Source organism: Desulfocicer niacini (assembly GCF_054657595.1).
Genome location: NZ_BAAHYK010000061.1, coordinates 1 through 25,532, shown reverse-complemented (window position 1 = coordinate 25,532; position 25,532 = coordinate 1). Strand labels below are relative to the sequence as shown.

The 25,532-nt window shown below is 47.5% G+C and carries 20 protein-coding genes; 11 read left to right on the top strand and 9 right to left on the bottom strand.

What is annotated here, in order from left to right; translation table 11 throughout:
- The coding region (locus ACYQ2M_RS22275; RefSeq protein ID WP_459918600.1) for an MFS transporter at window positions 1-1,287 on the top strand (1,287 nt) is incomplete at its 5' end.
- A 144-nt stretch (window positions 1,288-1,431) separates the two neighbouring features.
- Here ACYQ2M_RS22275 and ACYQ2M_RS22270 read toward each other — a convergent pair.
- Complete coding sequence (locus ACYQ2M_RS22270) at window positions 1,432-3,171, bottom strand: carbon starvation CstA family protein (RefSeq protein ID WP_459918599.1); 1,740 nt, start codon at window positions 3,169-3,171, stop codon at window positions 1,432-1,434.
- 587 nt (window positions 3,172-3,758) lie between these two features.
- Here ACYQ2M_RS22270 and ACYQ2M_RS22265 point away from each other — a divergent pair.
- On the top strand, window positions 3,759-4,499 hold the full coding sequence (locus tag ACYQ2M_RS22265; RefSeq protein WP_459918598.1) for a cytidylate kinase-like family protein: 741 nt from the start codon (window positions 3,759-3,761) through the stop codon (window positions 4,497-4,499).
- A gap of 300 nt (window positions 4,500-4,799) precedes the next feature.
- Here ACYQ2M_RS22265 and ACYQ2M_RS22260 read toward each other — a convergent pair whose 3' ends face one another.
- Together ACYQ2M_RS22260 and ACYQ2M_RS22255 are read right to left on the bottom strand one after the other, a co-directional pair.
- Window positions 4,800-5,129, bottom strand: coding sequence for an antibiotic biosynthesis monooxygenase family protein (locus ACYQ2M_RS22260; RefSeq protein WP_459918597.1), 330 nt, complete (start codon window positions 5,127-5,129; stop codon window positions 4,800-4,802).
- A gap of 332 nt (window positions 5,130-5,461) precedes the next feature.
- Window positions 5,462-5,842, bottom strand: coding sequence for a translation initiation factor Sui1 (locus tag ACYQ2M_RS22255; RefSeq protein ID WP_459918596.1), 381 nt, complete (start codon window positions 5,840-5,842; stop codon window positions 5,462-5,464).
- A gap of 300 nt (window positions 5,843-6,142) precedes the next feature.
- Here ACYQ2M_RS22255 and ACYQ2M_RS22250 point away from each other — a divergent pair, with 300 nt between their 5' ends.
- The 4 genes from ACYQ2M_RS22250 (at window position 6,143) to ACYQ2M_RS22235 (ending at window position 11,420) form a co-directional block, all read left to right on the top strand.
- Window positions 6,143-6,889: a class I SAM-dependent methyltransferase gene (locus tag ACYQ2M_RS22250; protein ID WP_459918595.1), complete on the top strand. Its 747-nt coding sequence runs from the start codon at window positions 6,143-6,145 to the stop codon at window positions 6,887-6,889.
- Window positions 6,890-6,998: 109 nt separating this feature from the next.
- Window positions 6,999-7,325: a B12-binding domain-containing protein gene (locus ACYQ2M_RS22245; RefSeq protein WP_459918594.1), complete on the top strand. Its 327-nt coding sequence runs from the start codon at window positions 6,999-7,001 to the stop codon at window positions 7,323-7,325.
- 181 nt (window positions 7,326-7,506) lie between these two features.
- Window positions 7,507-9,705 carry a catalase/peroxidase HPI gene (katG, locus tag ACYQ2M_RS22240; protein WP_459918593.1) on the top strand — a complete coding sequence of 733 codons (2,199 nt, stop codon included), beginning with the start codon at window positions 7,507-7,509 and terminating at the stop codon, window positions 9,703-9,705.
- Window positions 9,706-10,160: 455 nt separating this feature from the next.
- Window positions 10,161-11,420, top strand: coding sequence for a hemolysin family protein (locus ACYQ2M_RS22235; RefSeq protein WP_459918592.1), 1,260 nt, complete (start codon window positions 10,161-10,163; stop codon window positions 11,418-11,420).
- 14 nt (window positions 11,421-11,434) lie between these two features.
- Here the strand turns inward: ACYQ2M_RS22235 and ACYQ2M_RS22230 are convergent, their stop codons facing one another.
- From ACYQ2M_RS22230 to ACYQ2M_RS22215, 4 genes are all read right to left on the bottom strand, one after another.
- Window positions 11,435-14,806, bottom strand: a complete 3,372-nt coding sequence (locus ACYQ2M_RS22230; RefSeq protein ID WP_459918591.1) for an efflux RND transporter permease subunit — start codon at window positions 14,804-14,806, stop codon at window positions 11,435-11,437.
- Window positions 14,803-15,960 (bottom strand): efflux RND transporter periplasmic adaptor subunit, encoded by a 1,158-nt coding sequence (locus tag ACYQ2M_RS22225; RefSeq protein WP_459918590.1) that lies wholly within the window; start codon window positions 15,958-15,960, stop codon window positions 14,803-14,805. The genes ACYQ2M_RS22230 and ACYQ2M_RS22225 overlap by 4 nt, the downstream gene beginning before the upstream one ends.
- A 2-nt stretch (window positions 15,961-15,962) precedes the next feature.
- Window positions 15,963-17,381 (bottom strand): TolC family protein, encoded by a 1,419-nt coding sequence (locus ACYQ2M_RS22220; protein ID WP_459918589.1) that lies wholly within the window; start codon window positions 17,379-17,381, stop codon window positions 15,963-15,965.
- A gap of 204 nt (window positions 17,382-17,585) precedes the next feature.
- The gene (locus tag ACYQ2M_RS22215; RefSeq protein WP_459918588.1) at window positions 17,586-18,254 is read right to left on the bottom strand and encodes a nitrite/sulfite reductase domain-containing protein; all 669 of its coding nucleotides are present in this window, start codon (window positions 18,252-18,254) and stop codon (window positions 17,586-17,588) included.
- A 175-nt stretch (window positions 18,255-18,429) separates the two neighbouring features.
- Here ACYQ2M_RS22215 and ACYQ2M_RS22210 point away from each other — a divergent pair, with 175 nt between their 5' ends.
- Entirely contained in the window at window positions 18,430-18,981 is a 552-nt protein-coding gene (locus tag ACYQ2M_RS22210) for a DUF309 domain-containing protein (RefSeq protein ID WP_459918587.1), read from the top strand.
- Window positions 18,982-19,198: 217 nt separating this feature from the next.
- Here ACYQ2M_RS22210 and ACYQ2M_RS22205 read toward each other — a convergent pair whose 3' ends face one another.
- Together ACYQ2M_RS22205 and ACYQ2M_RS22200 are read right to left on the bottom strand one after the other, a co-directional pair.
- The gene (locus tag ACYQ2M_RS22205) at window positions 19,199-19,882 is read right to left on the bottom strand and encodes an HAD family hydrolase (protein ID WP_459918586.1); all 684 of its coding nucleotides are present in this window, start codon (window positions 19,880-19,882) and stop codon (window positions 19,199-19,201) included.
- A gap of 122 nt (window positions 19,883-20,004) precedes the next feature.
- A complete protein-coding gene (locus ACYQ2M_RS22200) occupies window positions 20,005-20,151 on the bottom strand; it encodes a hypothetical protein (protein ID WP_459918585.1) in 147 nt (48 codons plus the stop codon).
- A gap of 337 nt (window positions 20,152-20,488) precedes the next feature.
- Here ACYQ2M_RS22200 and cysK point away from each other — a divergent pair, with 337 nt between their 5' ends.
- From cysK to ACYQ2M_RS22180, 4 genes are all read left to right on the top strand, one after another.
- Window positions 20,489-21,457, top strand: a complete 969-nt coding sequence (gene cysK, locus ACYQ2M_RS22195; RefSeq protein ID WP_459918584.1) for a cysteine synthase A — start codon at window positions 20,489-20,491, stop codon at window positions 21,455-21,457.
- A gap of 23 nt (window positions 21,458-21,480) precedes the next feature.
- On the top strand, window positions 21,481-22,479 hold the full coding sequence (locus ACYQ2M_RS22190) for a 2-hydroxyacid dehydrogenase (protein WP_459918583.1): 999 nt from the start codon (window positions 21,481-21,483) through the stop codon (window positions 22,477-22,479).
- Window positions 22,480-22,581: 102 nt separating this feature from the next.
- Entirely contained in the window at window positions 22,582-23,547 is a 966-nt protein-coding gene (locus ACYQ2M_RS22185; RefSeq protein WP_459918582.1) for a class I SAM-dependent methyltransferase, read from the top strand.
- A gap of 149 nt (window positions 23,548-23,696) precedes the next feature.
- Window positions 23,697-24,782, top strand: coding sequence for a 4Fe-4S double cluster binding domain-containing protein (locus ACYQ2M_RS22180; protein ID WP_459918581.1), 1,086 nt, complete (start codon window positions 23,697-23,699; stop codon window positions 24,780-24,782).
- The last annotated feature ends 750 nt before the right edge of the window (window positions 24,783-25,532 follow it).

Below are 25,532 nucleotides of genomic sequence, written 5' to 3'. Positions count from 1 at the left end.
ATTCATATTAGGAAGGAGTCGTTAATGTCCGGAACGAAACGTAGAATACCCACCATTTTTATTCCCTTTGCCATGGGGTATTTCATCTCCTATCTTTTTCGTGTGGTCAATGCCGTCATCGCCCCGGATTTGGTGATGGATCTGCATCTTGATCCATCTCAACTGGGTCTGCTCACCAGTGTCTATTTTATCTCATTTGCCTCTTCGCAGCTTCCATTGGGGGTGTTGCTGGACAGGTTCGGTCCACGCATGATCAACGCCCTGCTTCTTGTTGTTGCAGCCCTGGGAGCGTTTATATTTTCCAGATCACAAACACTCACCGGAGTTATCATCGGGCGGGCCTTTATTGGATTCGGGGTCTCTGCCTGCCTCATGGCTGCATTCAAAGCCTATGTCATCTGGTTTCCTGAAAAAATGTGGCCCCGAATTAATGGGTTTCAGATGGCGGCAGGAGCACTGGGGGCACTGACAGCCACCACCCCTGTGGCCTGGGCACTTCAGATAACGGACTGGAGGGGGATTTTCATGGGGCTTTCAATGCTTTGTCTCTGCGCATCACTCATTTTATGGCGGGTGGTTCCTGAAGAAAAGGAGAAAAAGAGATCAGACTCTTTACCGGAACAGCTCCGGGGAATAAAAACGGTTTTTACCAGCCCTCAGTTCCTGCGCACGGCTCCGGTAACAACCCTTTCCCAGGCCAGCTTTCTCTCCATCCAGGGATTATGGGTGGGACCCTGGCTCCGGGATGTCGGCAAAATGGAACATATGGAAGCTGCCATGCTTCTTTCGGCAATTGCTCTTTCCATGATGTTCGGTTTTATATTTCTGGGGTATCTTGCAGAACGGCTCAGCAGAACCGGTATTGATGTCCTGTCTACGGCAGTCTGTGGAATGATGATTTTCATGGTTATCCAGGGGATCATCATTGCAGGTCAATCCAGTATGGTTCCCCTGATCTGGCTTCTGTTCGGGTTTTTCGGCACATCGGGCATCATCGCCTATTCCGGGCTTTCCCACCAATTTCCCCGGGAGTTGTCCGGACGGGTGACCACGGGCATCAATCTTCTGGTTTTTCTGGCGGCATTTGCCTGTCAATGGGCCATCGGCGTCATCATTAATCTTTGGGAAACCGGCTTGGCAAATAGCTATGCACCCGTGGGATACCAGGCGGGATTCGGGGTGATGCTTGTGCTTCAACTTTTGGGCCTTGCATGGTTTTTCATGGCCCCTTTTATCCCGATTGCACATGGGAAACCTGATCTCAAGGTAAGTGTTCGTGAAGATTAGCTGGGGGGCTGAGTTTCATACCCGGGGCTTGATCACAAGATCGACCATTCTGGAAAGGGGGCAAGCCTGACCCCACTGACCAGCTTTTGTGAGGGCCGGCCTATCTTATGATCAAGTCACTTTTTCAAAATCCTAGGATGAGGACTAAATCGCCGATTTTTCCGGATCTTGAATTTCGCTGTCAATGCTTAAAAAACGAATCAGTCCTTCAATGGAGATCCAGATGGCAATGACCAGAACGATCATATTCACCGTTTGAAGCAGCATGTTGTGCTGGGTGCCAAAATTGGTCTGATTAACGATGAGTGCCCAGATGGTCATGAAGATCATAAATACGGCGGGAATGCCGGAGATCATCCATTTTATGCCGCCTTTTTCCTTCAGGTAGACGGTGATGATGATCAGCGCCAGGGCCGCCAGGGTTTGATTGACTGCACCGAAAAGGGGCCATAGTTTCAGTGCACCCTTTCCGCCGGCACCCGATGCAAAGGCAAGTCCCAGGGCGGAGAGCACGGCAATGGAGGTGGCCATGTATTTTCCGGTTAGAAAATCCATTCTAAAGTTACTGAAAAGTTCGGCCACGATGTAGCGCTGGATACGGGTGGCGGTGTCCAGGGTGGTACCGGCAAAGGATGCCACAAATACACCCATGATGACGATGGCAAAGCTCATGGGCATACCCGTGGCCGCAATCATGTTGGCAGCACCGTTAACAAAGGCACCCACCTTGGAACCAAGACCTGCAGCAGCGGCCCAGGAAGAGTAATGGGTGGTCCATGCGGCAACACCCACAAGGGTTTCTCCGGATTTTGTGGTGTATCCCATGCCAATACCAGCAGATACAGCGATGATCACCAGGATGGCCAGGGCACCTTCCATGAGCATGGAGCCATATCCCACGAACAGGGAATCGGTCTCCTGTCTCACCTGTTTGGCAGAGGTGCCCGAAGAAACCAGGGAGTGAAAGCCAGAGATGGCCCCGCAGGCAATGGTGATAAATAAAAACGGCCACATGGGCGGTGCCTGGGTGGGATTGGCCTGGATGGCCGGGGCAACGATTTCAAGATGTCCGCCAAAGGCCGAGGCAAGTACCCCCATCACCATCAAAAACATGGCAATGACTAGCTGGTGGGAGTTGATGAAATCCCGGGGCTGCAAAAGGGCCGTCACCGGAAGGGTGGAGGCGATGAAGGCATATATCAAAAGAATGATGGTCCACACACCCGTGGCAGGGATGCCGGCCACGGCTGGCATCTTAATGGGCATAAAGGCACCAATGGCCACGGTGAGATACATGGCAATCACGGCGATGATGGACCATGTCATGATGCTTTTGCCTTTTTTGTAGATCAGGTGGCCCAGATATACGGCAATGACAACCTCAAACCATACGGGAAACACAGAGGCCGGATAGATGGCAAATACAACGGCAATGACCAGCCCGAAAATGGCAATGACGATCCACAGCTCCAGAAAGACCAGGAGAAAAAATAAAAATCGCGTGCGATTGTTTACATATTTGGCGGTGTAGTCGGCAATGGATTTGCCCTGGTTGCGCATGGAGATGATCAGGGAACCGAAATCATGCACCGCACCCATGAAAATACTGCCCACAAACACCCATATCAGAGCGGGAACCCAGCCCCAGATGATGGCCACTGCGGGTCCTACAATGGGTCCGGTGCCAGCGATGGATGTAAAATGGTGACCAAAAATAACCTCTTTGTTGGTGGGCACATAATCCACACCGTCTTCCATTGATACAGACGGTGCGGTGGCATCCCCTGACAACTTAAATATCTTGTTCCCGATGAATTTGCCATACAGGTTATACATGGCAATATAACCTAGAAAGGACACCACCATAATCAGTAACGCATTCATGAACACACCTCCCAAATTTTATCATGGATAATTCTTTTTTCCGTCGGGGTGAATGTGCCGTTTTTCTTGAATTTAAATTAGCGGCTTGTTTCACTGCTGGCGGAACATATAATACTTCAATATCGCCCTAGTTGCTCTATTTGCGGCATCGCCGGGGCGATTTTCAACTCTTTTTTTACATACTCCTCTGGTGTAAACGCTGTCAAGGATTAATTGTTGGGCAAATATGCACTGCATGATCCTGTCTGGAGATCTCAACATGAGGCAAGCATAGACTCCGGCTCTTCCGGTGAGGGGGGGTATTTTATGATTGGGCTTTGATTTCTTTTACAAAGTGTAAAAAATAATGACACCAATTTGCTGCTGGGCGGATTTTTATTTTTCCTGAAAAAACCGTGCCCTACACAGGTATGACAGCCCCTTAAAGTAGTGATGGGTCATGGCACACCACTTGCTTACTGTAAAGCGGGTAAGGGCAGTCATGATCGTTATGTTTCCTCGTCATTCTGCCTTAGTTGAGGTCAGCTGGATTTTTATTGCGACCTTCGGTAACTATCGATTCAATTTTGAAATGGAAGGAGGAAATCATGAATAAAAAATCAGATCCCATGGTATATAACCCCGGCCAATATGGGAAAAAACGTTTGACGGCTGCCCAGTGGACTGATTCGCATATCCGCAAATGGTCGGATCGACAGGGCAGTGCTGCCTCCGGGGATTCGGTGGTTTCAGATCGCCCTGCAATCTGTTTTTCACGAAAAATAGGTGGGGGGGCACTGGAAATCGCCGATATCCTGGCGGAGAAAATAAATCATCGGGTCATCGACCGGGAGATCCTGGAACACATGGCCACCCAGATTGATCTTGCGGAAGAGACCGTGGCCTTTTTTGATGAGCGATATCCGGGCAGAATGAGTGAATTGCTGGCCATGCTTACTAAGGAAAAATCATTTATCAAAAGCGATTATGCTCGTCAGCTTGCTAAATCAGCCCTTGCCCTTGCCGATCTTGAACCCACAATATTTGTGGGCAGGGGGCTGCATCTGATTCTTCCCCGGCAACGGGTTCTGGCTGTGCGGTGTATCTGCAGCCAGGAATTCCGGGTAAAACGACTGGCCGCTCAGCTGGGCATTGAAGAAAAACATGCTGAAGATCGACTCCAGGACATAGATAAAGAGCAGCGGGACTTTTTTAAGCGCATTTACCAGAAAAAAGATGCCAGTCCCTATGAGTTTGATCTGGTGATCAACAGAGATTATATCACCGATGCCGCAGACGCCGCAGCCGTGGTGGCCTGCGCTTATGAACGTAAATTTAAACGATGCTGAAATATAAATTTCAGGGTGTAAACTTGATATTCTCGTAAAAAATACGGAGTCTATTTTTTAAATACAACTTATTGTGGACGAATAAGCGTCAAATCCACAGATGGGTGGTAAAAATTTCACAAAGTTTCTTTTTACAGACATGTCAAACTTGTTTGAACCCACGGTTCAAAAAAGATACATTGCTTCTAAATCAGGCATTTGTTTCCATGCACCGGATTGCTTTGATCCGGTGCATGGCGATTTCTTTTGAATATCAGGTATCCGTATCGGGCTTTCGTGTGCATCCGCAGGCATCGCTGATTAATTCTTTGGGCCTTTGAACCGGGGGGAGATTCCACCCACAACGGGTTCATAATAGCGGTAGGCGGTTTTTTCCCTCAAAAGTTCATCCACCTTGTCCTGGATACTCATGCGTTCTTTACTTTGCATCCATTTGTTCCAGTCCTCTAGCGTATTCCAGTTGCTGATCACCAGATACTCTCCTTCACAATCCAGACAACTGAAGGTCTGGCTGGTCAGGAATCCCGGCTGGGAGGCCGCCCTAGATCTGAGTTGGACGATGAGCGGGGCCAGTTTGCCTGCCATAACTTCATCCTTTACCGTGCGTCTGATAATAATGGAAACGGTCATATTGCCCTCCTTTTTTAAAAGTAAAACTTCAGAGCTTATTACCTGAAAGTTGAAGGCTTTAGGTAAACCAATGAATGCAACGTTCAGGTACTACATGATGTCCATACATATCGGTGTTGAAGATGTGAATGTTTCGAAGGATATTTTTATTCGATGGAAATAGAGAATTGAAATCACCAATGGTCTGCCATGCAGTATATCAACCCGCTTGATTTGTTGTCAAACCTTAATTGTTGGCGTAAAAATTAGGCCAGCACCCCGGATTCTTTGATTAAGCCTCTAACTGGGAAAATGGGAATTCGCCCTTATAATATAGCTCATCCAGGGGTGGCTCATCCTCCGGATTTTATGGCTTTATAGCCAAGTTGGTTCAACTCTTCAATGAGCAGGTCTCTGTGATCTCCCTGGATTTCGATGACAGCGTTTTTTACCGTTCCACCTGTACCGCATTTTATTTTAAGCTTTTTTGCCAGGGCTTTCAGCTCGGTATCCTCAAGGGGAATTCCAGAAATGGCAGATATCCCTTTCCCCTTTCTTCCCTTTGTTAGTCTCTGAACACGAATTTTTCCGTCTCCAGTGTCCGGATTATTTTTCTTCTTTTTGCATTTACATTGTTTTTCCGATTTTTCGCAAAAAGGACATATTCTGCCCGACTCCGTAGAATAAACAAGCCTGGAGTTGGAATCTTCTTTTTTGTTTTTTAAATTTGTCATGTTTTCGCTCACCTGTTTTTTTATTTGTTTCTCTTTTTTAAATAAGTTAAGCTTGATGATCAAGTTTTTTGGGCGTGGTCACAACATGGGCCATCGACCCCAAAGTGCCCCATATTGTGACCACGCCCCTTTTTTCAACGTGACGGTGTCCCTGGAATTGAGAAATTAATCCAGAATACTGCATTTCATGCTACAATACATGGAAGATAAATGAAATGAAAACTAGTCTTGAGAAAAACGCTGATCCCGGTATTTTCACTGACTTCAATGCTTTTTTCTTAAAAAGATAAGGATGCCGCCATGCAACGCATTGAAAATGCAGTAAGTGAACTGGATTTCTGGGAGCACATACAAGATTATGACCGGGAAATAAATTCCATATTCACGGGCAAAAATAATTTAACCCAACTGTTTGAAGCGATTCTTGACCCTTCGGAAAAAAACGTGGCTGACTTTGGATGCGGCCCGGGTAATGCGCTTAAGTATTTTTGCAATTTCAAACAGGTCAATGCCATTGATTTTTCCTCAAATATGTTGGCGCAGGCCAAAGCGAATAATCATAATCAGAAAAATATAAGGTATTTTAAACAGAACATTAAACAGATCCACCTGTTGGAAAAAATGGATGTTTCCATTTCGATAAATTCTATTTTTCCAAGTACCTATAAGGAATTTGACGATTTTTTTGCAAATATTTTATTTAATACCAAAAAGGGCGGCACCATTTTTCTTCTCCTACCCTCATTTGAGTCTTATACCTTTCATTTACAGATGCTTGAGGTTAAACGATCAACCGAGGAGAGTGATGCTGAATGCGTGGCACGGGACTTGGCTTTGATTTTTAAGACATATAATTATTCACCTCTGGGGTTTATCTTGAGTGATTTGAACAGGGTTCAAAAAAAATGGCTCAAGGAAGAGGTGGTGTTTCGTCTGTCCTTCTATTCTCTTGAGCATGTAAGCGTGAAAAAGATGATGTACCACACAGGTAATGCAGATTGTTTAAATCATAAACGATGGTACTGGCTGGTCAGCATTATAACCTGATGGAAGCGCCCGGGATTATCCCCGGCCCAGCCGCGTCGTTTGAATGCTATGATGATGTCGGGAAAATGGGATACACTCTGTCTGGGAGTGATATACGAAGGCGTTTACCATGACTGGAAAAGATAGTAGCTATGATCAATATTTTAATAATCTTATTAAGGGCAAAAGAATTCCCTGCTCTGAGATTTTGGAATCATTGATTGCCACCGAATTTAATGTGCACAATATCTATTTAAATCTTTTCCAAAAGGGGGTATTCCAGGTCGGCACAATGTGGGAACATAACAAAATTTCTGTTGCCACAGAACATCTGGCCACGTCCATCACAGAAAGCCTTATGAATAGAGTTTATGATAAGATCCCCGCCGTTGATCCCGTTGGGAAAACAGTCGTTATCACCTCGGATGATTTAGAAACAGCCATCTGGGCAGTCTGAATGATCTGAAAGATGAAGTCGTTGTGGAGACGAGCTTTGAAATTTTGAATCACCGGTTGGACTTTTTCGGTATTTGCAGCAATTGCATGGCAGAGAAAGTGTAATATTTTTTTTTGCCATTAATTGATGATTGTTATCACTTAGTATCTTGTCCCTTTGAATAAAAAACGAGGAGGTCAACATGTCCAATGAAAATGGCAAGTGCCCGGTAACGGGACGAACTGCTAACCCAACAGCTGGCAGTGGCACATCGAATCGCGATTGGTGGCCGAACCAGATAAATCTTAAGGTCCTTCATCAAAATTCATGTAAGAGCAACCCCATGGGTGCGGAGTTCAACTATGCTGAGGAATTCAAGAAACTTGATTTTGGGGCGCTTAAAAAAGATCTTTATGCCCTGATGACCGACTCCCAGGAGTGGTGGCCAGCGGATTACGGTCACTATGGGGGGCTCTTCATCCGCATGGCATGGCACAGCGCAGGTACATACCGCATGGGCGACGGGCGGGGTGGGGCAGGCTCCGGCAATCAGCGATTGGCCCCTCTGAACAGCTGGCCGGACAACGTAAATCTTGACAAGGCCCGCCGACTGCTTTGGCCCATCAAACAGAAATATGGCAATAAAATTTCCTGGGCCGATCTTATGATCCTTGCCGGCAATTGCGCCCTTGAGTCCATGGGATTTAAAACTTTTGGCTTTTGCGGTGGGCGTGAGGACATATGGGAACCAGAAGAGGATATTTATTGGGGAACCGAAAAAGAGTGGCTGGGTGACAATCGCTATTCCGGCGAACGGGAGCTTGAAAATCCCCTTGCCGCCGTGCAGATGGGGTTGATCTACGTGAACCCCGAAGGCCCCAACGGTGAACCCAATGCAGTGGCCTCGTGCCATGATGTTCGAGAGACCTTTGCCCGCATGGCCATGAACGACGAAGAGACCGTGGCATTGGTGGCTGGCGGGCACACCTTTGGTAAGTGCCATGGTGCCGGTGATGCCTCGCTGGTGGGACCGGAACCCGAAGCCGCAGGCATTGAGGAGCAGGGCCTTGGATGGAAGAGCAGTTTTGGCAGCGGCAAAGGGGATGACACCATCAGCAGCGGCATTGAGGGCGCCTGGACGGCCAATCCAATCCAGTGGGATATGGGCTATTTTGATTTGCTGTTCGGCTATGATTGGAATCTGGAAAAAAGTCCCGCCGGGGCTTACCAGTGGGTGCCGGTGAATCCCGATGAAAAGGATCTTGCCCCTGCGGCCCATGATCCTTCCAAGCGGGTTACAACCATCATGACCACGGCAGACCTCTCTTTGCGCATGGATCCAATCTATAAACCCATTGCCAAAAGATTCCACGAGAACCCGGATGAATTTGCCGACGCCTTTGCCCGGGCGTGGTTCAAGCTTACCCACCGGGATATGGGGCCCCGGTCCCGTTATCTGGGTCCGGAGGTTCCGGCGGAGGAACTGGTCTGGCAGGATCCGGTGCCCACAGTGGATCATGAGCTCATCGACGACCAGGATATTTCAGCACTTAAGGCTGAGATACTTGCCTCGGGTCTGTCTGTCTCCCAACTGGTTTCCACGGCCTGGGCATCGGCGTCCACATTCCGGGGTTCCGATAAGCGCGGCGGGGCCAACGGGGGGCGTATTCGTCTTGCACCGCAAAAGGATTGGGAAGTCAATGAGCCGGCCCAATTGTCCACGGTGCTGCAGACCCTTGAAGGAATCCAGCAGGGATTTAACAATGCACAGTCAGGCGGAAAAAAGGTATCCCTTGCCGATTTGATTGTCCTGGGCGGATGTGCAGGTGTGGAGCAGGCGGCAAAGAATGCCGGATATGATGTGATCGTTCCCTTTACACCGGGACGCACGGATGCATCCCAGAAACAAACCGACGTGACGTCGTTTCACGTGCTTGAACCGGCTGCAGATGGATTTCGTAATTATCTTAAAGCCAAATACTCCGTATCGGCAGAGGCGATGCTGGTTGATCGTGCCCAGTTGCTGACGCTGACCGCCCCGGAAATGACGGTTCTTCTGGGCGGCATGCGTGTCTTGAATGCCAACTTCGGACAGTCCTCTTATGGGGTTTTCACCAAACGGCCAGAAACGCTCACCACTGATTTTTTCGTAAATCTCCTTGATATGGGCACCACGTGGAAGGCAACCTCAGAAGACAAAGAGCTCTTTGAAGGTCGTGATCGCACAACGGGGGAACTTAAATGGACCGGCACCCGTGTTGACCTGATCTTTGGTTCCAATTCCCAGCTTCGGGCCCTGGCGGAAGTCTATGGATGCGGAGACTCCCAGGAGAAGTTCCTGAATGACTTTGTGGCTGTATGGAACAGGGTGATGAACCTTGATCGCTTTGATCTCGTATGATTTTTTATGTAACTAAAGATTGATCGTGACGTCGGCCACCTTAGGGACTCAGAAATTTTCAATCTACCATTTAATCAAGGCAATATTCTGAATTGATGATTGCTTGAAATTCATAAACGGTAAATTAATATACTCTGACTCCCTAAGAATTACCCAAATCCCATATATCATAAAAGAACACCATGAGATCTCTTATATCAGGATACTGCTTCGGATCGGTTTCCTTGAAATATTCTGATTGACTAAATCCCCAAAGGTGGAGATTATAAGTACCAGTCAATGCCAAGTTGAGGAGCGGCCCACGTGGGTTGGCTGTTCCAACTCTTTGTTCAGTGTGCTGCGGATTTAAAAGTTATATTGAGCACGCGCAATATAGATATGGAACAGGAAATAACTTGAAGATTAGAAGAACCAGGAGCTCCACGGACCACACGATATGGAGATACACAACGCCTATGCGTTTGTTACTAAAAAAAATAAATTGGATTTTAGCCCCTGCAGTGTTACTGGTGTTGGTTATTTCGACTCATGCCGTTGCAGTCGAGGGTTCACTCGAAAGCAACATTGACAATAGCAGTGCTGATGTCCTGCTGCTGATAACCTATGTATTGATGGCATTGATTTTTTCATTTCTCTGTTCAGTTGCTGAATCGGTACTTTTAAGCATTACGCCTTCATATATTGAAGGTCAAAAAGAAAAGAGACCAAAGCATGCAGCTCTTTTAAAACAATTGAAACAAGACAATGTGGGCCAATCCCTTGCTGCCATTTTGACACTCAACACGATTGCACATACGGTTGGCGCAATCGGTGCCGGGGCCAAAGCGACTATTGTCTTTGGAAATGCCTGGTTTGGTCTATTTTCAGCTGTCATGACTTTTTTGATTCTTTTCTTTTCCGAAATAGTTCCTAAAACAATAGGTGCTGTCTACTGGTCAAAACTTGTAGGTCCAATGTCTTTTTTTGTAAATACCCTGATAGTGGTTCTTTATCCAATTGTGTGGGTTTCCGAAAAATTGACACAGTTTATTTCACACGGAAAGGAGATACACAGTTTCAGTAGAGCCGAATTCATGGCCATGGCTCAGGTCGGTGCCGAAGCCGGGCATATTCACGATAAAGAATCAAGTATTATTCGGAATATATTCCGATTCGAGTCACTAAAAGTTACCGATATCATGACACCACGTGTTGTAATCACAGCATTAAGCCAGGACATGAAAGTTATTGATTCAATTAAACACGTAACCCAAACCCCTTTTTCTCGTCTGCCGATCTACAGGAAACATACGGATGACATAACCGGTTTTGTGCTTAAAGAGGATATCCTAATTCATACGGCGCAGAAGCGAGGGGATGAACAACTCAAAGCATTGAAACGTGATATAGTCGCTGTTCCGAATTCGGTATCGTTAACAGCATTGTTGGAGCTCTTTCTTAAGGATCGCCAGCACATTGCCATAGTCATCAATGAGCATGGAGAGACTGACGGACTGGTGACCTTAGAAGATTTGATCGAGACGCTTATCGGCATGGAAATTATGGATGAAACAGACGATGTTGAAGACATGCGTGCTCTAGCGCGGAGGCAATGGATGAAACGTGCCAAAGCCATGGGGCTTGAAGCTGATATCTTTGATCAAAAAAAGGCCGAACATGTAAATTCATCGGACCCGAAGGATCGGGTCCCCGCAGATAAAATTGGACCTATGTAGTAAATCCTATCTGTTTAAACGCTGGCCTTGTAAAACGAATAATAGGTCACCGGAATAATCAGCAATGTAAAGAGGGTTGAGGCAAACAGCCCGAATATCAATGCCCAGGCAAGGCCGGAAAATACGGGATCAAGCGTGATGGGAAACGCCCCTATGGCAGTGGTAAGGGCAGTGAGCAGGATGGGGCGCATCCTAATGGCCCCGCTTTGTAGTATGGCCTCCTTGAAATCCATTCCCCCTGCCATGGCATCCTGAATGAATTCGATAAGTACCAGGGAATTTCGTATCACAATCCCGCCAAGGGCGATCATACCTATCATGCTGGTGGCCGTTAAGAAGATGGGATTTTCAAAGCCCCCTGACGGGGTGGTGCCAAACATGTTCAATAAGACAAATCCCGGCATGATCCCCAATAGGGTCAAAGGAATGGCCATCATGATAAGTCCCGGCATTACAAAAGAGCCGGACTGGATAATCAGGAGGATATAAATTCCCACCAGTGCCGCTGCAAATGCAATTCCCATGTCCCTGAATACCCGCAGGGTAATCTTCCACTCACCTTCCCCTGCCCAGTCCACACGGGTTCCCTGGGGCATGGGGTCTTCCTTCAGGCGGCTTTGCATATCCAAAACCGCTTCAGCAGGGGCACGACCTGCGGTTTCCGCCACCACATATACCACCCGCTTCAGATTTTTGTGATAAATGGTCTTCTGATCCGGAAGCTTTTGAACTGAAACGAGTTCTGCAAGGGTGATCATTTTACCGTTTGCAGCCTTTACTGGGATTCCCTTTAAATTCGTGATTCCCGATTTCATATCCCTTGGCACGGTAACCCGTATTTTCAGAGGTTGGCGCTCCCTGGGAAGATGCACAAATGCCGGAACAAGACCGGTCAAAACCCCATGAAGCGTGGATGTAATGGTACGGGTATCAATGCCGTGCATGGCGGCTTTTTCCTTGTCAATTACAAACTCAATCCGTTCATGATCAGATTCTGTCATGTCGTCTATGTCAACTACAAAAGGTTCCTGGGCCATGATATTTTTCAGATGTGCAGCAGATTCTGTCAGTTTACCATGGGGCAGATCAAGGGTTCCATAGATTTCCCCCACAATGGTGGAGAGAACCGGCGGCCCTGGAGGCACCTCCACCAGGCTGATGGAAGCGCCGTTTTCCATGGCAATGGATTCCAAATCTTTTCTCAGTCTGAGCAAAATGCCATGGCTCTGCTGATCCCGTTCATCTTTTGGAAGAAGATTGACCCGGATATCGGCAAACTGACTGCCCTTGCGCAGATAATAATGCCTCACCATGCCGTTGAAGTCCATGGGAGAGGATTCACCGGTAAAGGAAACGATGGATGTAACCTCTTTGACCTTTCTTAAATAATTTTCAAAAGACTGGACAACGGCATCTGTGGCCTCAAGGGTGGTTCCTTCGGGCATGTCTATGACAATCTGGAATTCATTCTTGTTATCAAAGGGCAGAAGCTTTAACGGCACCAGACGAAATACAGCAAGGGCACAGGAGATGAGCAGCAGCACAAACACCCCGGAAAAGAGAAGAAATCGCTTGAATCCTGAGTTCAAGAAGGGCTCCACCACAGCTCTGTATATTTTAAACAGCCGGGTTCCGGTGATTTTTTTCTGGGCCTGGGTCTGATCCAGACCTTCATCATTACCCTCTGATTTGTCTTGCGTCTCCTCTTTCACAGGCGTATGGGGAGCTGTCTGTGCGTGAGCTGTTATTTTTGAAGCCTTGTCTCCTTCTGGCCCGGAAGAGGGCATATCAAGAGGCTGTATATAGGGAGAAGATGATTTCAAAAGGGAGTGGGACAGCCAGGGCACAATGGTCAAAGCGCACAGGGTTGAAAATGACACGGTCAAGGGCACATTGGCGGCCATGGGAGCCATGTAGGGGCCCATCATTCCTGTGATGAAGAATAGGGGTAAAAAGCAGGCAATGATGGCCAGAGTGGACATGATAACCGGGGGTAGCACCTCATCAACGGCTTTTAAGGTGGCGCGAAAAGGGTCAAGCACCCCATTTACAATGTGACGCTGGATGTTTTCAACATTGGTGATGGGGTCATCCACCACAAGCCCAAGGGATAGAATTAAGGCAAACAGGGTGACCCTGTTTATGGTGTACCCGAACAGATAATTTACGAAAAGGGCAAGGGAAAAGCTGATGGGAACGGCCACGGCAACGATAAGGGCCTCCTTCCATCCCAGGGTGAACGCAAGAAGCACCACAACCGATGCAACGGCAAAGAGAAGGGAGCTCAAAAGCCCACCCACTTTTTCCTGGGCGGTGGCCCCATAATTTCGCGTGATTTCCCAATGAATTCCCTGGGGAATCAGCTCGGCTTCAAGGGCATGAAAGGCATCAATGACATTTTGGGCCACTTGTACCGCGTTGGTGCCTTTTTTCTTGGAAACGGCAAGGGTTATTGATGCGTATTTTTTTTGCGGGTCAACCCCCGGCAGTTCACGGGCATAGGCGTCTGAAAATAGAATCCTGGAATAGGTATCTGCCTCTTCAGGGGTGTCTTCCACCCTTGCAATATCCCTTAAATATACCGGCCTGCCGTCGCTTCCCCCCACCACAAGTGCCCTGATTTCATCGGTATTGGTCAAAAACGCACTGGTCGACACGGTGTAGGAGATATCTCTTCGTGAAAAGGCCCCGGCAGTCAGGGAGGCATCCGCGCCCTGGAGTGATTGCTGAACGTCCATGAAGGATATATTAAAGGCCTTCATTTTCTCGGGCAGGAGATTTACCCTGACTTCCCGCTCCCGTCCCCCGTGGATGGTTGTTTTGGATATGTTTTTCACCTGGCTGAGGCGCGCAAGCACCTCTTCGCCCACTCGCCTTAACACATAATCGCTTTGTGTATCCGAAAACAAGGCAATATTGACGATGGAAACATCGTCGATTTCCACCGGTTTTATCACCCAGCCCTTTACAATGGGGGTGGCTTGATCCAGGTTCATGGAGATTCGGTTATGGAGTTTGATAAGGGAGTCTTCGCGGTTTTCCCCCACAAAAAATCTCACCGTGACAAGGGCCATGTCTTTTTTGGACATGGAGTAAACATACTCCACGCCATCGATCTGCCACAGATAACGCTCAAGGGGAGTTGCCACAAGCTGCTCGATTTCCTCCGGGCTGGCGCCTGGGGCAGATATGAGGACATCGGCCATGGGAACCACAATCTGGGGTTCCTCTTCCTTGGGTGTCACCATGAGTGCGGCCCCGCCAAGGCAAAGGGAGATGATGATCAGCATGACCGACAGTTTGCCGTCTAAGAATTTTTCGACAATTTTGGAAAAGAATCCCCTCTCCTCGTTTTTTTTCTCGCTATTTTCTGTGAAATTATTCATGGCCGGTTAATTCTCCCTGCTTTGATCACTTCATTGCCCTTAAGTCCAGAGAGAATCTCAATCATTTCACCGGAGCGTTTCCCTGTCTTAACATATCTAAGCTGCCATGTTTCTCCCTGCCTGACCCTTAGAAGCTCAAGCTGGCCGGTTAGAATGACTGAGCTATAAGGTACCATGACCACTTCCTGCTCCGATTCAGGTATGAGAAGTTTTCCATACATGCCAGGATACAGGCCATTGATTAGCGGCAGGGCCGCCTTGACCAGGAAGGTTCTGGTGGACGGATCCGCATAGGGAACGATCTCCTCCACGACGGCATCGCAGGTCTCTTTAAGGGTGACAACCTCGGCCTTGATGCGCATTCCGATAGTGACCTTTCCGATGAGTCCCTCTCGCACATGGGCTTCGATCCTGAATCCATCTTCGGTTCTAAGGGAAATCAGCGGCTTGCCAGGCAATGCCAGATCCCCAGGCTCCACCATGCGCTTAATTACCTCACCCGGCGCCGGTGCAGTGATCCTTGTGAATCCCAGGCCCACCGTGGCCTCGGATACGACCTCCATGGCTTGGCGGATACCGGCCTCAGCCCCGGCCATGGCATCTTTAGAGCGGTTCAGCCCCGCCTTGGCCTGGAGATATCCTGATTCTGCATTTTCAAGTTCTTGTTTTGTCGCCGCCTGGGAGTTGTAATATTTTTTAATTCTCTCATAGTGTAATTTAGCCTCGTTATAGGCGGCTTCAGCTGCCCGAACTCCCTGTATTGCCTCCTGCTTTCCTGCCCGGGCCTGGTGGAGTGCCTGTCTTGCCCTGTCCAGGCGGGAGGAGGGCTGGCGGTTATCCAAGGTGATCAGAATATCTCCTTTCTGGACACTGTCCCCTGCCTGGACATGTACGTTTTCAACCTGGGCACCCACCTGGGACTCGATGATCATCTCACTCCTTGGCTTTACGGTTCCAACGGCGGTATAGGTCTCCGTTACCTTGGCACGTATTGCCTGAACAACCCCGTCCTCAGACGTTTCAGGATTTGGGGCAGGCGTATCCCCGGCCCATAATGGTATCATTCCCAAAAGGAAGTAAAAAAAGACACTTATAGCGAGCCTTGGCATCCATATCCGCAAATTATTGTGTGAAGCCCTATGTGTAAAGTCCATTTTTAATTCTCCTGTTTTTCAAGCTTTGACCAAATCTGTGAAAGCATCCCAAGGGATCTTCCTATACCGCTCAAGGCAATCTTCTGATCATAAAAGGCCGCTGTTTTGTTCATGCTTGCCCGGCTCCTTGCAAGCTCGGCCTCAAGATAACGGGTCACCGGGGCAGAGCCACCCTCATATCTGCTTTTGACAAGGCTCAGGGATTCATCGGCCAGGGCCACACTGCTTTTTGAAACTTCAAAACGCTGCACGGCATCCTCCAGGTTGAGGTAGGCATTCCTGACATCTTGAACGATATCGAGCTCAACCTTACGATAATATTGTTCGGCGCTTTTAAGACCGTGGCGGGCCCGTGACAGATCCGCCTTGGTGGACATGCCGGTATATATGTCCCAGTTCATTGTTACAGCGGCCGTATAATTATCATTTTTAATATCATATGCCAGGTCTTCGTCATCAATGTAGTACTTGGCATTGAAATCTATACGCGGCAGATATCCGGCCCCGGCTTTTTCAAGCGCCATCCGGGCCATTTTAAGTCTTTCTTTGGCCTGGATAATTTCTGGCCTTTTTTCCATGGCAAGGATTATGGCCTCTTCACAGGTTTTTGGAAAGGCTACAGGACATTCACAGGTTCGTGACAAGATAAGGTTGTCATCCAAAGTTTTTCCAAGAACCCGGTTAAAAGCCGTCTGGGTTGTGGTGTATAGATTTTTTGCCTGGACCAGGTCTTTTTTTGCCTCGGCAAGCCTGACCTGCAGGGAGAGAAGATCGGATTTCAGCACCCCTCCCCCCTCAAAACGAATTCCCATGATTCTTAGCTGTTCCGCCACCGTTTCAACAGACTGGCCTGTAATGGAGACATATTCTTCTGCCTTTAAGACGGAAAAAAAGAGTTGGATGACCGAAGCCACAATTTTGTTTTTTATATCTTTAAGCCCTGCACTGGTGTCAGACACCACTGATTGGGCAATCTTTGCATTCAGGGTATCAACGCCGCCCCTGTATATGTTCCAGGTTGCAACAACGCCGGTTTCAAGATTTGTAAAGGATCCTGGGGAGTTGAAATTCAGCCCAGATGGCAACTCTCTTTGATCAATGGTTTTGAAAAGATATGCCGAGGGGGCATCCCCTGTTGAGTATTCACTATAAACGGAGATTCTTGGCAAAAATAATGACTCGGTCTTTTTTAGGGAAGCCTCTGCCATCTTCACCTCTTGGGCCACCATGCTGATGTCTGGATTTGTCTTAAGGGCCATGAGGATGGCCTCTTCTATGGCGACAGGATCCTTGGAGATCACTTTATAAGTGTCTGACGAGGCCGCTGAAAAACCACAGCTCAGGCAGATTACCCCAATCGATATAAGCAACGGGCCTATGAAATCAAATAAAAATCCTTTGTTTTTTAAGTCCCTTTCCATGAAATATCCCCCCTGTTTGAATCTCTTGACAAATTATTCCGCCGACACATCGTAATGGCTTTATACTCATAATCAATAGTCAGGGTCAAGAACAGAGGGGCGTCCGTGAAAATAAACCGTCTGTTTCTTGGGTTTATATTCAGTGTTGGCTTGGGCAAAGCCCAACCATCTCTTGTTGGCCAATGTGCTTAAGCCGCGAGGGGGTTATCCCTTGATTTTTAGATCGGATTTTATGGTATCAAGGCCTATGCGTTCAACCATCCTCCCCATGCGTTCGCGTTTGGAATGGGTTTTATAATATTCCACCACATTCTCAACCATGGCCCGGGCCTGGTCAAAGGAGAGGTCTTCCACCAGGATATCCGCCAACCGGGGTTTTACAGAGCCATTCCCGCCAATCATCACCGTCCATCCGTTTTGAGTTCCATAAAGAGAGATGTCCTTGATACAGTTTTCAGCGCATTGGATTTTACAGCCGCTGACCCCCATTTTCATCTTACTGGGAAGCACCATGCCATGGTAGATTTCATCCAGCACCGTGCCCATGTGAATACTGTCCTGTTTTGCCAGTCGGCAATAGTCAAGGCCAGGGCATACCTTGATGCTCCGGACGCAAAGCCCGGTGGCGTGACCCGGATCCATTCCAAGATCCTTCCAGACGTTGTCCACCTGATCTTCGGTGATGCCCAGAAGGGCGATGCGTGCAGCACTGGTTATTTTGATGGCAGATACCGAATATTTTTGGGCCACGGTTCCAAGATTGATAAGCTGATCCGGGGTTACAATTCCACACGGAATGTGGGGCGCAATGGCATATGTTATTTTCTCCTTACCCCGTTGACGAATCACACCTTTTTCACCATCCTTTAGCATAACCAACTCCTTTTGTATTTCTTTTGTACGCAACTGATTTGAAGACAAAAACCCCTTGAATGTTTAAATCCTGTTTTGTATTCTCCATGTCCCCATATGTCAAGAAAATCAGAATCGTTGTAAATTCATTTTAAAATAGTGTATTAATCAGATGTACTCTTTAGGAGGAAGATATATGAAATTCGACCCCTTTGAAAACCGTCTGTGCAGGGACGTTAGAAATCATCTGGGCCACTGTTTGATCCAAGGCATCACGAATAAAGAGATCACCCCATTTGATAACGGGGCAAGGGCTTATCTTTCCAATGAAACCCAAGACCATATCAAGGCGTATATCAGCCATCGAAGGCAGGGTCTGAAGAAGGTATTGGCCCGGATGGAGATGCTGAGAGCAGGGTCCCGGGATTATTGGTGCATCGCCATGATCCTTTGGAATCTTGAACTGTTCTTTGAATTCCATGAATGGCTGGAGCAAAAATGGCTCACCGCATCCGGAGATCACAAAAAAGCCATACAGGCCCTGATTCTCTCCGCCGTGGTCTACGAGCAGCTTACCTATGGCAGAACAGGTCCGGCAAAAAAAACTGCTTTAAAAGCTGTTTCGCTTCTGAATCAGTACGCCCATTTGATTGCAAATCAGTTGGATACCAATCTGTTGATCCCCCCATTGAGAATTCTTGATCCTGTTGCCCCTAAATTCAGCCTGCCGGATCAGTTCCTCCCTTGACATCGGGAGCCTTAATCCGGGGGACAATAATAGCAATGCCGCGACTGAGATTCCAATAGATGATATTAATATTTATTGTGTTTTTGTGGATTTAAATTTCATTCTTACCTCTTTTCAATATTTTGCTTCACCCTCAGGGCAGGGTGTAGCAAAACTTTTTGAAAATTTGATAATTTTTGTTACCAATCCGAATATTTACGATTCAACTCATGAAAAATCAATTGTCATGGGGTTTGAAGTCAAAGGGGTGCTGTAGTGATAAGTTGTTGAGCATATCAATTAAATTGTGGGGGTGGTCAATGCAGACACATGCTCCGGAAGTTTCCAGGACGTCCCGGTTACCATAACCCCAGAGCACCCCAAGGCCGGTTACCCCGTTGGCTTTGGCACCAATCATGTCATGCTCCCGGTCCCCCACCATTATGCTCTCAGTGGCTGAAAGTGATTCCATTTCCAGGACATGGGCAATCAGGCTTGTTTTGTCGGTGCGGGTGCCATCCAACTCACTGCCGTAAATCCCTTTGAAGGATTTCTCCAGACCAAAATGTTGAATAATACGTTTTGCATATACCCCGGGTTTGGCTGTGGCAACATACAGGGCATGGCCCTTGTTTTTCAAGGTTTCCAGCACCTGGGGAATGTCTTCATAAAGTTCATTTTCAAAAAGTCCCACGGAACTGAAACGTTCCCTGTAAAATGCCAGGGCTTGTTCTGTCAGGGCATCATCCTGGGAGTCCAATAGCTGGGCAAAGCTTTTTTTCAGAGGAGGGCCGATGCACCAGCCAAGGGATTCCGGTTGGGGGGCCGGTCTGCCAAGTTTTGTCATGGCATGGGCAATACATTTGGTTATACCTTCAAAGGAGTCTGTTAAGGTGCCATCCAGGTCAAATAATATGTTCATTGCATTCTTTTCCATGGGGTTCATTAGATCATAAGGTATTGAGTAAAGCACATTTCGTCATCAAGCTAATGGTGGCGGCGGTGGAGGCAATATCCCTTTTTTTAAGGCTTCCCGGGCTGCCTTTACGGGGATGATCGATTCACAGGGCACCCGCACCTGGCACAAGCCGCATCCATACCGTTTTTCATGGTGTTTAATGGAGAGGTGGAGATAAAATCTTGAATAGTGCTTTTTACCCAGTCTTCTGAAATATCGATTTTTTTGTTCATTATAATCTCCAAAGTCAGGAAAATTTCCTTATATTCCTTTTGAAAAAATTGGCGCTTCTGTTGGTTTTCTTGCTTTTCGGGCAGGGGAAAAGAGTTGATTTCTATATTGATAGCACATAAAATGAGCTTTCTTCAATGCATTTCCCACGAACAGGAAAAATCCAGTTGCTGATCTTCTTTTTACCTTAAAAGTGGGGGTAGAATCAAATTTGTGGGCAGGGGCCATCAAAATGGTTGCCCCACGGAGTCCCTTTTAAAACGTAGAAAAAATTGATTTTTGCCTTGTGAAGAAATAGGATATTGGTTTGATCTGAATCCCTAAAATAAGGAATGGTTCATGAAACAGATTTTTGAAGATAACAGCATGAGTATCGGCAGAACCCCCCTGGTACGTTTAAACAGCGTGACAAAAGAGTTGAAGTGCACCATTGCTGCCAAGATTGAAGGGCGTAATCCCGCGTATTCTGTGAAATGTCGGGTGGGTGCGGCCATTATATGGGATGCCGAAGAAAAGGGAATGCTGGTCCCCGGATCTAAAGATGTCACCGTCATTGAAGCTACCAGCGGCAACACCGGAATCGGGCTTGCCTATGCGTGTGCAGCAAAGGGATATCCTCTGATAATTGTCATGCCTGATACCATGTCCATGGAGCGGCGACGCATGCTCCAGGCCTTTGGGGCCGAGTTGATCCTCACAGAGGGGGCCAAGGGGATGAAAGGTGCCATTGCCAGAACCGAAGAGATGGTTGCCCAGAACCCGGATCGATACTACATGGCCAACCAGTTTTCTAACCCGGCCAATCCGGCCATCCATTATAAAACCACCGGCCCTGAAATTTTTGAAGACACCGGCGGGGAAATTGATATCTTTGTGGCCGGTGTGGGCACCGGGGGCACCATCACCGGGGTTGCCCGGTATTTAAAGGAAAAAAAGGGTACTGATATTCAAGCCGTTGCCGTGGAGCCGGTTCACACTGCCGTTTTAAGTGCATTAAAAGTGGATAAACCCTTTTCTCCGGGACCTGGGGTGAACAAAATCCAGGGAATAGGAGCCGGGTTTAAACCAGATATTCTGGATCTTGATCTGGTGGATGAAGTCATGACGGTGACCAGTGACGAAGCCATTGAGATGGCCAAAAGACTGCACCTGGAAGAGGGGATTACCTGCGGTATTTCAAGCGGTGCTGCCGTTGCTGCTGCCTTGAAAATCGGTATGTTGCCGGAAAACAACGGAAAGCTTATTGTCACGCTTCTGCCCGATGCCGGAGAAAGATACTTGTCTTCGGTGCTTTTTGAAAATTTGTAAGATCAGGAATATGGAGAAATTCCATGAAAAATAAAAAAATTCTTATCACCCGGAATTTTCCCGATGCCGGTATTAAAATGCTTGAAAAAGAAGGTTTTGACATTACCCTGTGGGACAGTTCCACCCCCATGACCCAGTCGGAACTCATTGAAAAAGCAAAAGCCCATGATGCTCTTTTCTGCACCATGAGTGAGAAAATTGATGCTTATTTCTTGAATGAATGCAGCCATCTGGATATTATTTCCCAGTTTGCCGTGGGCTATGACAATATTAATATACCGGAAGCCACCCGGCTGGGTATTCCTGTGGGGTATACCCCCAATGCCATGAATCAGGCCACGGCGGATATTGCCTTTGGTCTGATGATCGCCACGGCCAGAAAAATGTTTTATTGTCATAAAACCATCCTTAAAGACCAGTGGAAAACCTTTCAACCCAGGGCATTTCTGGGCATGGAGTTGATGAACAAAACCCTTGGCATTGTGGGAATGGGCCGCATCGGCATGGAAATGGCCAAACGGTGCCAAGGGGCCTATGATATGAATATCCTTTATCATAACCGTACCCCTAACCCCGCTGCGGAAAAGCGTTTTAATGCCAGATTTACAGGCTTTGATGAGTTGTTGGCCAACAGCGATATTGTTTCCGTGCATTGTGCGTTAACCCCGGAAACAACAGAGATGTTCAACCAGGCAGCCTTTGAAAAGATGAAATCCTCTGCCATCTTTATCAATACGGCCAGGGGGATGGTCCACAATGAGACAGATCTGATCCATGCCCTGGAAAAGGGAGATATCTGGGGGGCAGGCCTGGATGTCACCAACCCCGAGCCCATGGAAATGGACAATCCGCTGCTGTCCATGGAAAATGTCTGTGTATTGCCCCATATCGGGTCTGCCACCATGGAATCCCGGGATGGCATGTCCAGCATGGCTGCAACCAACATCATTGAGTTTTACCGCAACGGCACCCTTCCCACCATTGTGAATCCTGAGGTAATCAAGTCCCAAAATAAGGTATGACTCGATAACCAGTTTTTTTGATCAATACGGGGGAGGGATCAGGCTGTGATACACAGAACCCCAAACCTATACCCAATACCAAAAGGATTTTTCAGATACACTATGGTGGAAAAACAGACCGGTTTAAAATATGATAAACAGGCAGAAATGTTGGCCAACCGTGTAAAAAAGCAGTACAAACATCTTAAAAAACGGTTTGCAAAGCAAAATATTGAGGTGTTCCGGCTCTATGACGGGGATATCCCGGAAATTCGGGCAGCTGTGGACTGGTATGCCGGGCATGTGGTGGTGGCAGAATATACCAGAAGGGATTCAGATCCCGGATGGTTGCCCCTGATGGGGGATGCCGTGGCCCGGGCTCTGAATGTTTCGCCGGAAAATATTCATTTAAAGGAGAGGCAGGCCGGTTACCAGGAGGGAAAGCGTTACCAGCGGTTTGATACCACCAATAAAAAGATCATCATGCAGGAGCGTGATTTGAAATTTTACATTAACCTGTGGGATTATGTGGATACCGGGCTTTTTTCCGATCATAGAGAAACCCGAATGATGGTCCGGGAGGTGGTGCCGGGAAAAGATCTTTTGAATTTGTTCTGCTACACCGGGGCCTTTTCCTGCCATGGGGCAAAGGCCGGTGCCCGGAGCACCACCTCGGTGGATCGATCGGAAAGCACCCTTGCCTGGGCACGGGAAAACATGATTCTCAATGGGTTTTCCCTTGAGAATAACAAACTTATTCAGGCCGACACCTTTGATTTTTTAAAAACAGCGTCGGAGAATTCAGAGTCCTTTGATATCTGTGTGGTGGACCCACCGTCTTTTTTTACCAGAAGACGCAAAGGGGATCACTTTGATATCAATGAGGATCATCCAGATTTGCTTGAAATGGTGGTCAAGGTCATGCGGCCCGGGGGGATTATCTATTTTTCCACCAATCATCAGGATTTCACTCCCCGGCTGGACAAACTTCCCGTTGAAAGTCACAGGGAGATCACCGGCAGAACCATTCCCGAGGATTATCGGCGAAAACACAAACAGATTCACCGGTGCTGGGAGATACTTGTCTAACCATCTGTCCCTGCCAACATCCCTGTTCCTTGAATTCCAAGCATATGAAAGGCTGGAGTCTGATGCCAAGGCCGAAAAAGGCGGTGTAAAAGGACACTTCCTGGGATAAAGGTACCTGCAAGCCCAGCTAATAGTATTGGAAATTAAATATGATGAAAGAAAAAATTATACAACAGGATCTCAGCAATGAGTTCTATATTTCTGAAAACTGTTACATTACCGAATTGCTTAACGCCGCGGCCGATCCGGACGTATCCATTGCAAGGGCAAGGGTAAAGTCTGGAGAAACAACCCGCTGGCACCGCCTTAAAGGAACCACAGAGCGGTATTATATCATCAGCGGCAGGGGCCGAGTGGAAATCGGAGATCTCCCCCCCAGGGAAGTCCATTCCGGTGACATGGTAGTTATTCCCCCCATGTGCCCCCAGCGCATATCCAACACAGGCTCGGCGGATCTTATTTTTCTTGCCATCTGCACACCTCGATTTGTGGAAGATGCCTATGAAGAGATGGCCGCACATCCATCGGCAATTGATTCAGTATCGTTTCCGAGTTGGCTTACCCAATGGATGGACGCGCAAAACGTCTCCCTTTGGGGGGGGGCGGATCTTTGTATGTTTGCCACACCACAGGATAACAATGGAAGCAATTTTCCCCGTGCCATTTCCTTTGCCATTCCCATGAACCCGGACATCATGGCCGGTATTCAAAATGGGCCGGATCAAGACTACGCAGACGAATACGATAAGGTTAATAAGCGTATCAATGCATTATCAAATGCCCTTGCATCCGAACTCAAAAAGAGAGGATTTCAATCCCTTGTCCTTGCGGCATCGGTACGGACGGATACGGTGAACATCAAGGGCGATTTTCCCCATAAAACCGCCGCCACACGTGCTGGGCTGGGCTGGATCGGACGCAACTGCCAGCTGGTTACACGCAAATTCGGGCCATGGGTCAGACTGGGAACTGTTTTTACCGATATGGCGCTTCCGTGTGGACCGTCCATGGAAAAAAATTTTTGCGGCACCTGTACAATCTGTGTTGATGCCTGCCCCGCAAAAGCCCTGAAAGGCAATTCGTGGTCTCCTGGGTTGGCTCGTGAAGCACTGCTGGATGTCCTGGCATGTGATCAATGGAAAAAGGAACACTACTTTCAGTATCACAACGGGCATAACTGCGGCATTTGCTCGGCGGTATGTCCTTATGGATTAAAGGGAAGAGGAAACAGATAGCGTGCTTTGTGGCTTGCAGTGTCTGTTTTACATAGTGAAAGAGAATTTATTAGCGGTGGATCCGAGCGAAGCTGCATGTGTTTTCTCTTGACAACAGCATTTTACCCGAGGCTGGGTGGCCCATGGTTTATCTTTTGACATCTGGGGCATTATATTCAGGAGAAGCCCCATTAAAATGATATAATGATATATGGATTGATTGGAATCATCCAGTATTATGATGTTTGTAAATTCAGTATGTTGTGGATAATCCACGGGACGTGGACGTTCAAATCACCATTCCTATTGCTCGGTTTTTAGACCCTCTTATACTTATTGAAAAGGCCTTAAAAGAAGGCATAATAATAAATATTGACCGGTCTGAAAAGCGGGCAAAAAAAAATGCCAGCTAATTATAGATGTCTGGGACATTACGCTGAGTTTTATGTTTATCTGGAGTTCAGTAGTTGTGTCTTTATCGGAATTGGAATTTATAATGTATAAAGTTGATTCAAGAATTGCTTTACATAATTTTCAAATCTTGATATGTCCTTTTCCATATAAGACGGGTATGTGGAACTGGATATTACGCTTATTATCCAGTTTGATAATTAATTGTGAATGGTATTCAGACCAACACAACAACTTGTTCACGGCGGCTCCGCCGCCGTGAATCGCGGTGCTGACTGCGTCCAGCTCCGGGCACCGCGATTATACATTCAAGGAGAAGCATAAAGCTATCCCAAAAATCCATTTTACAGTGTCATTACA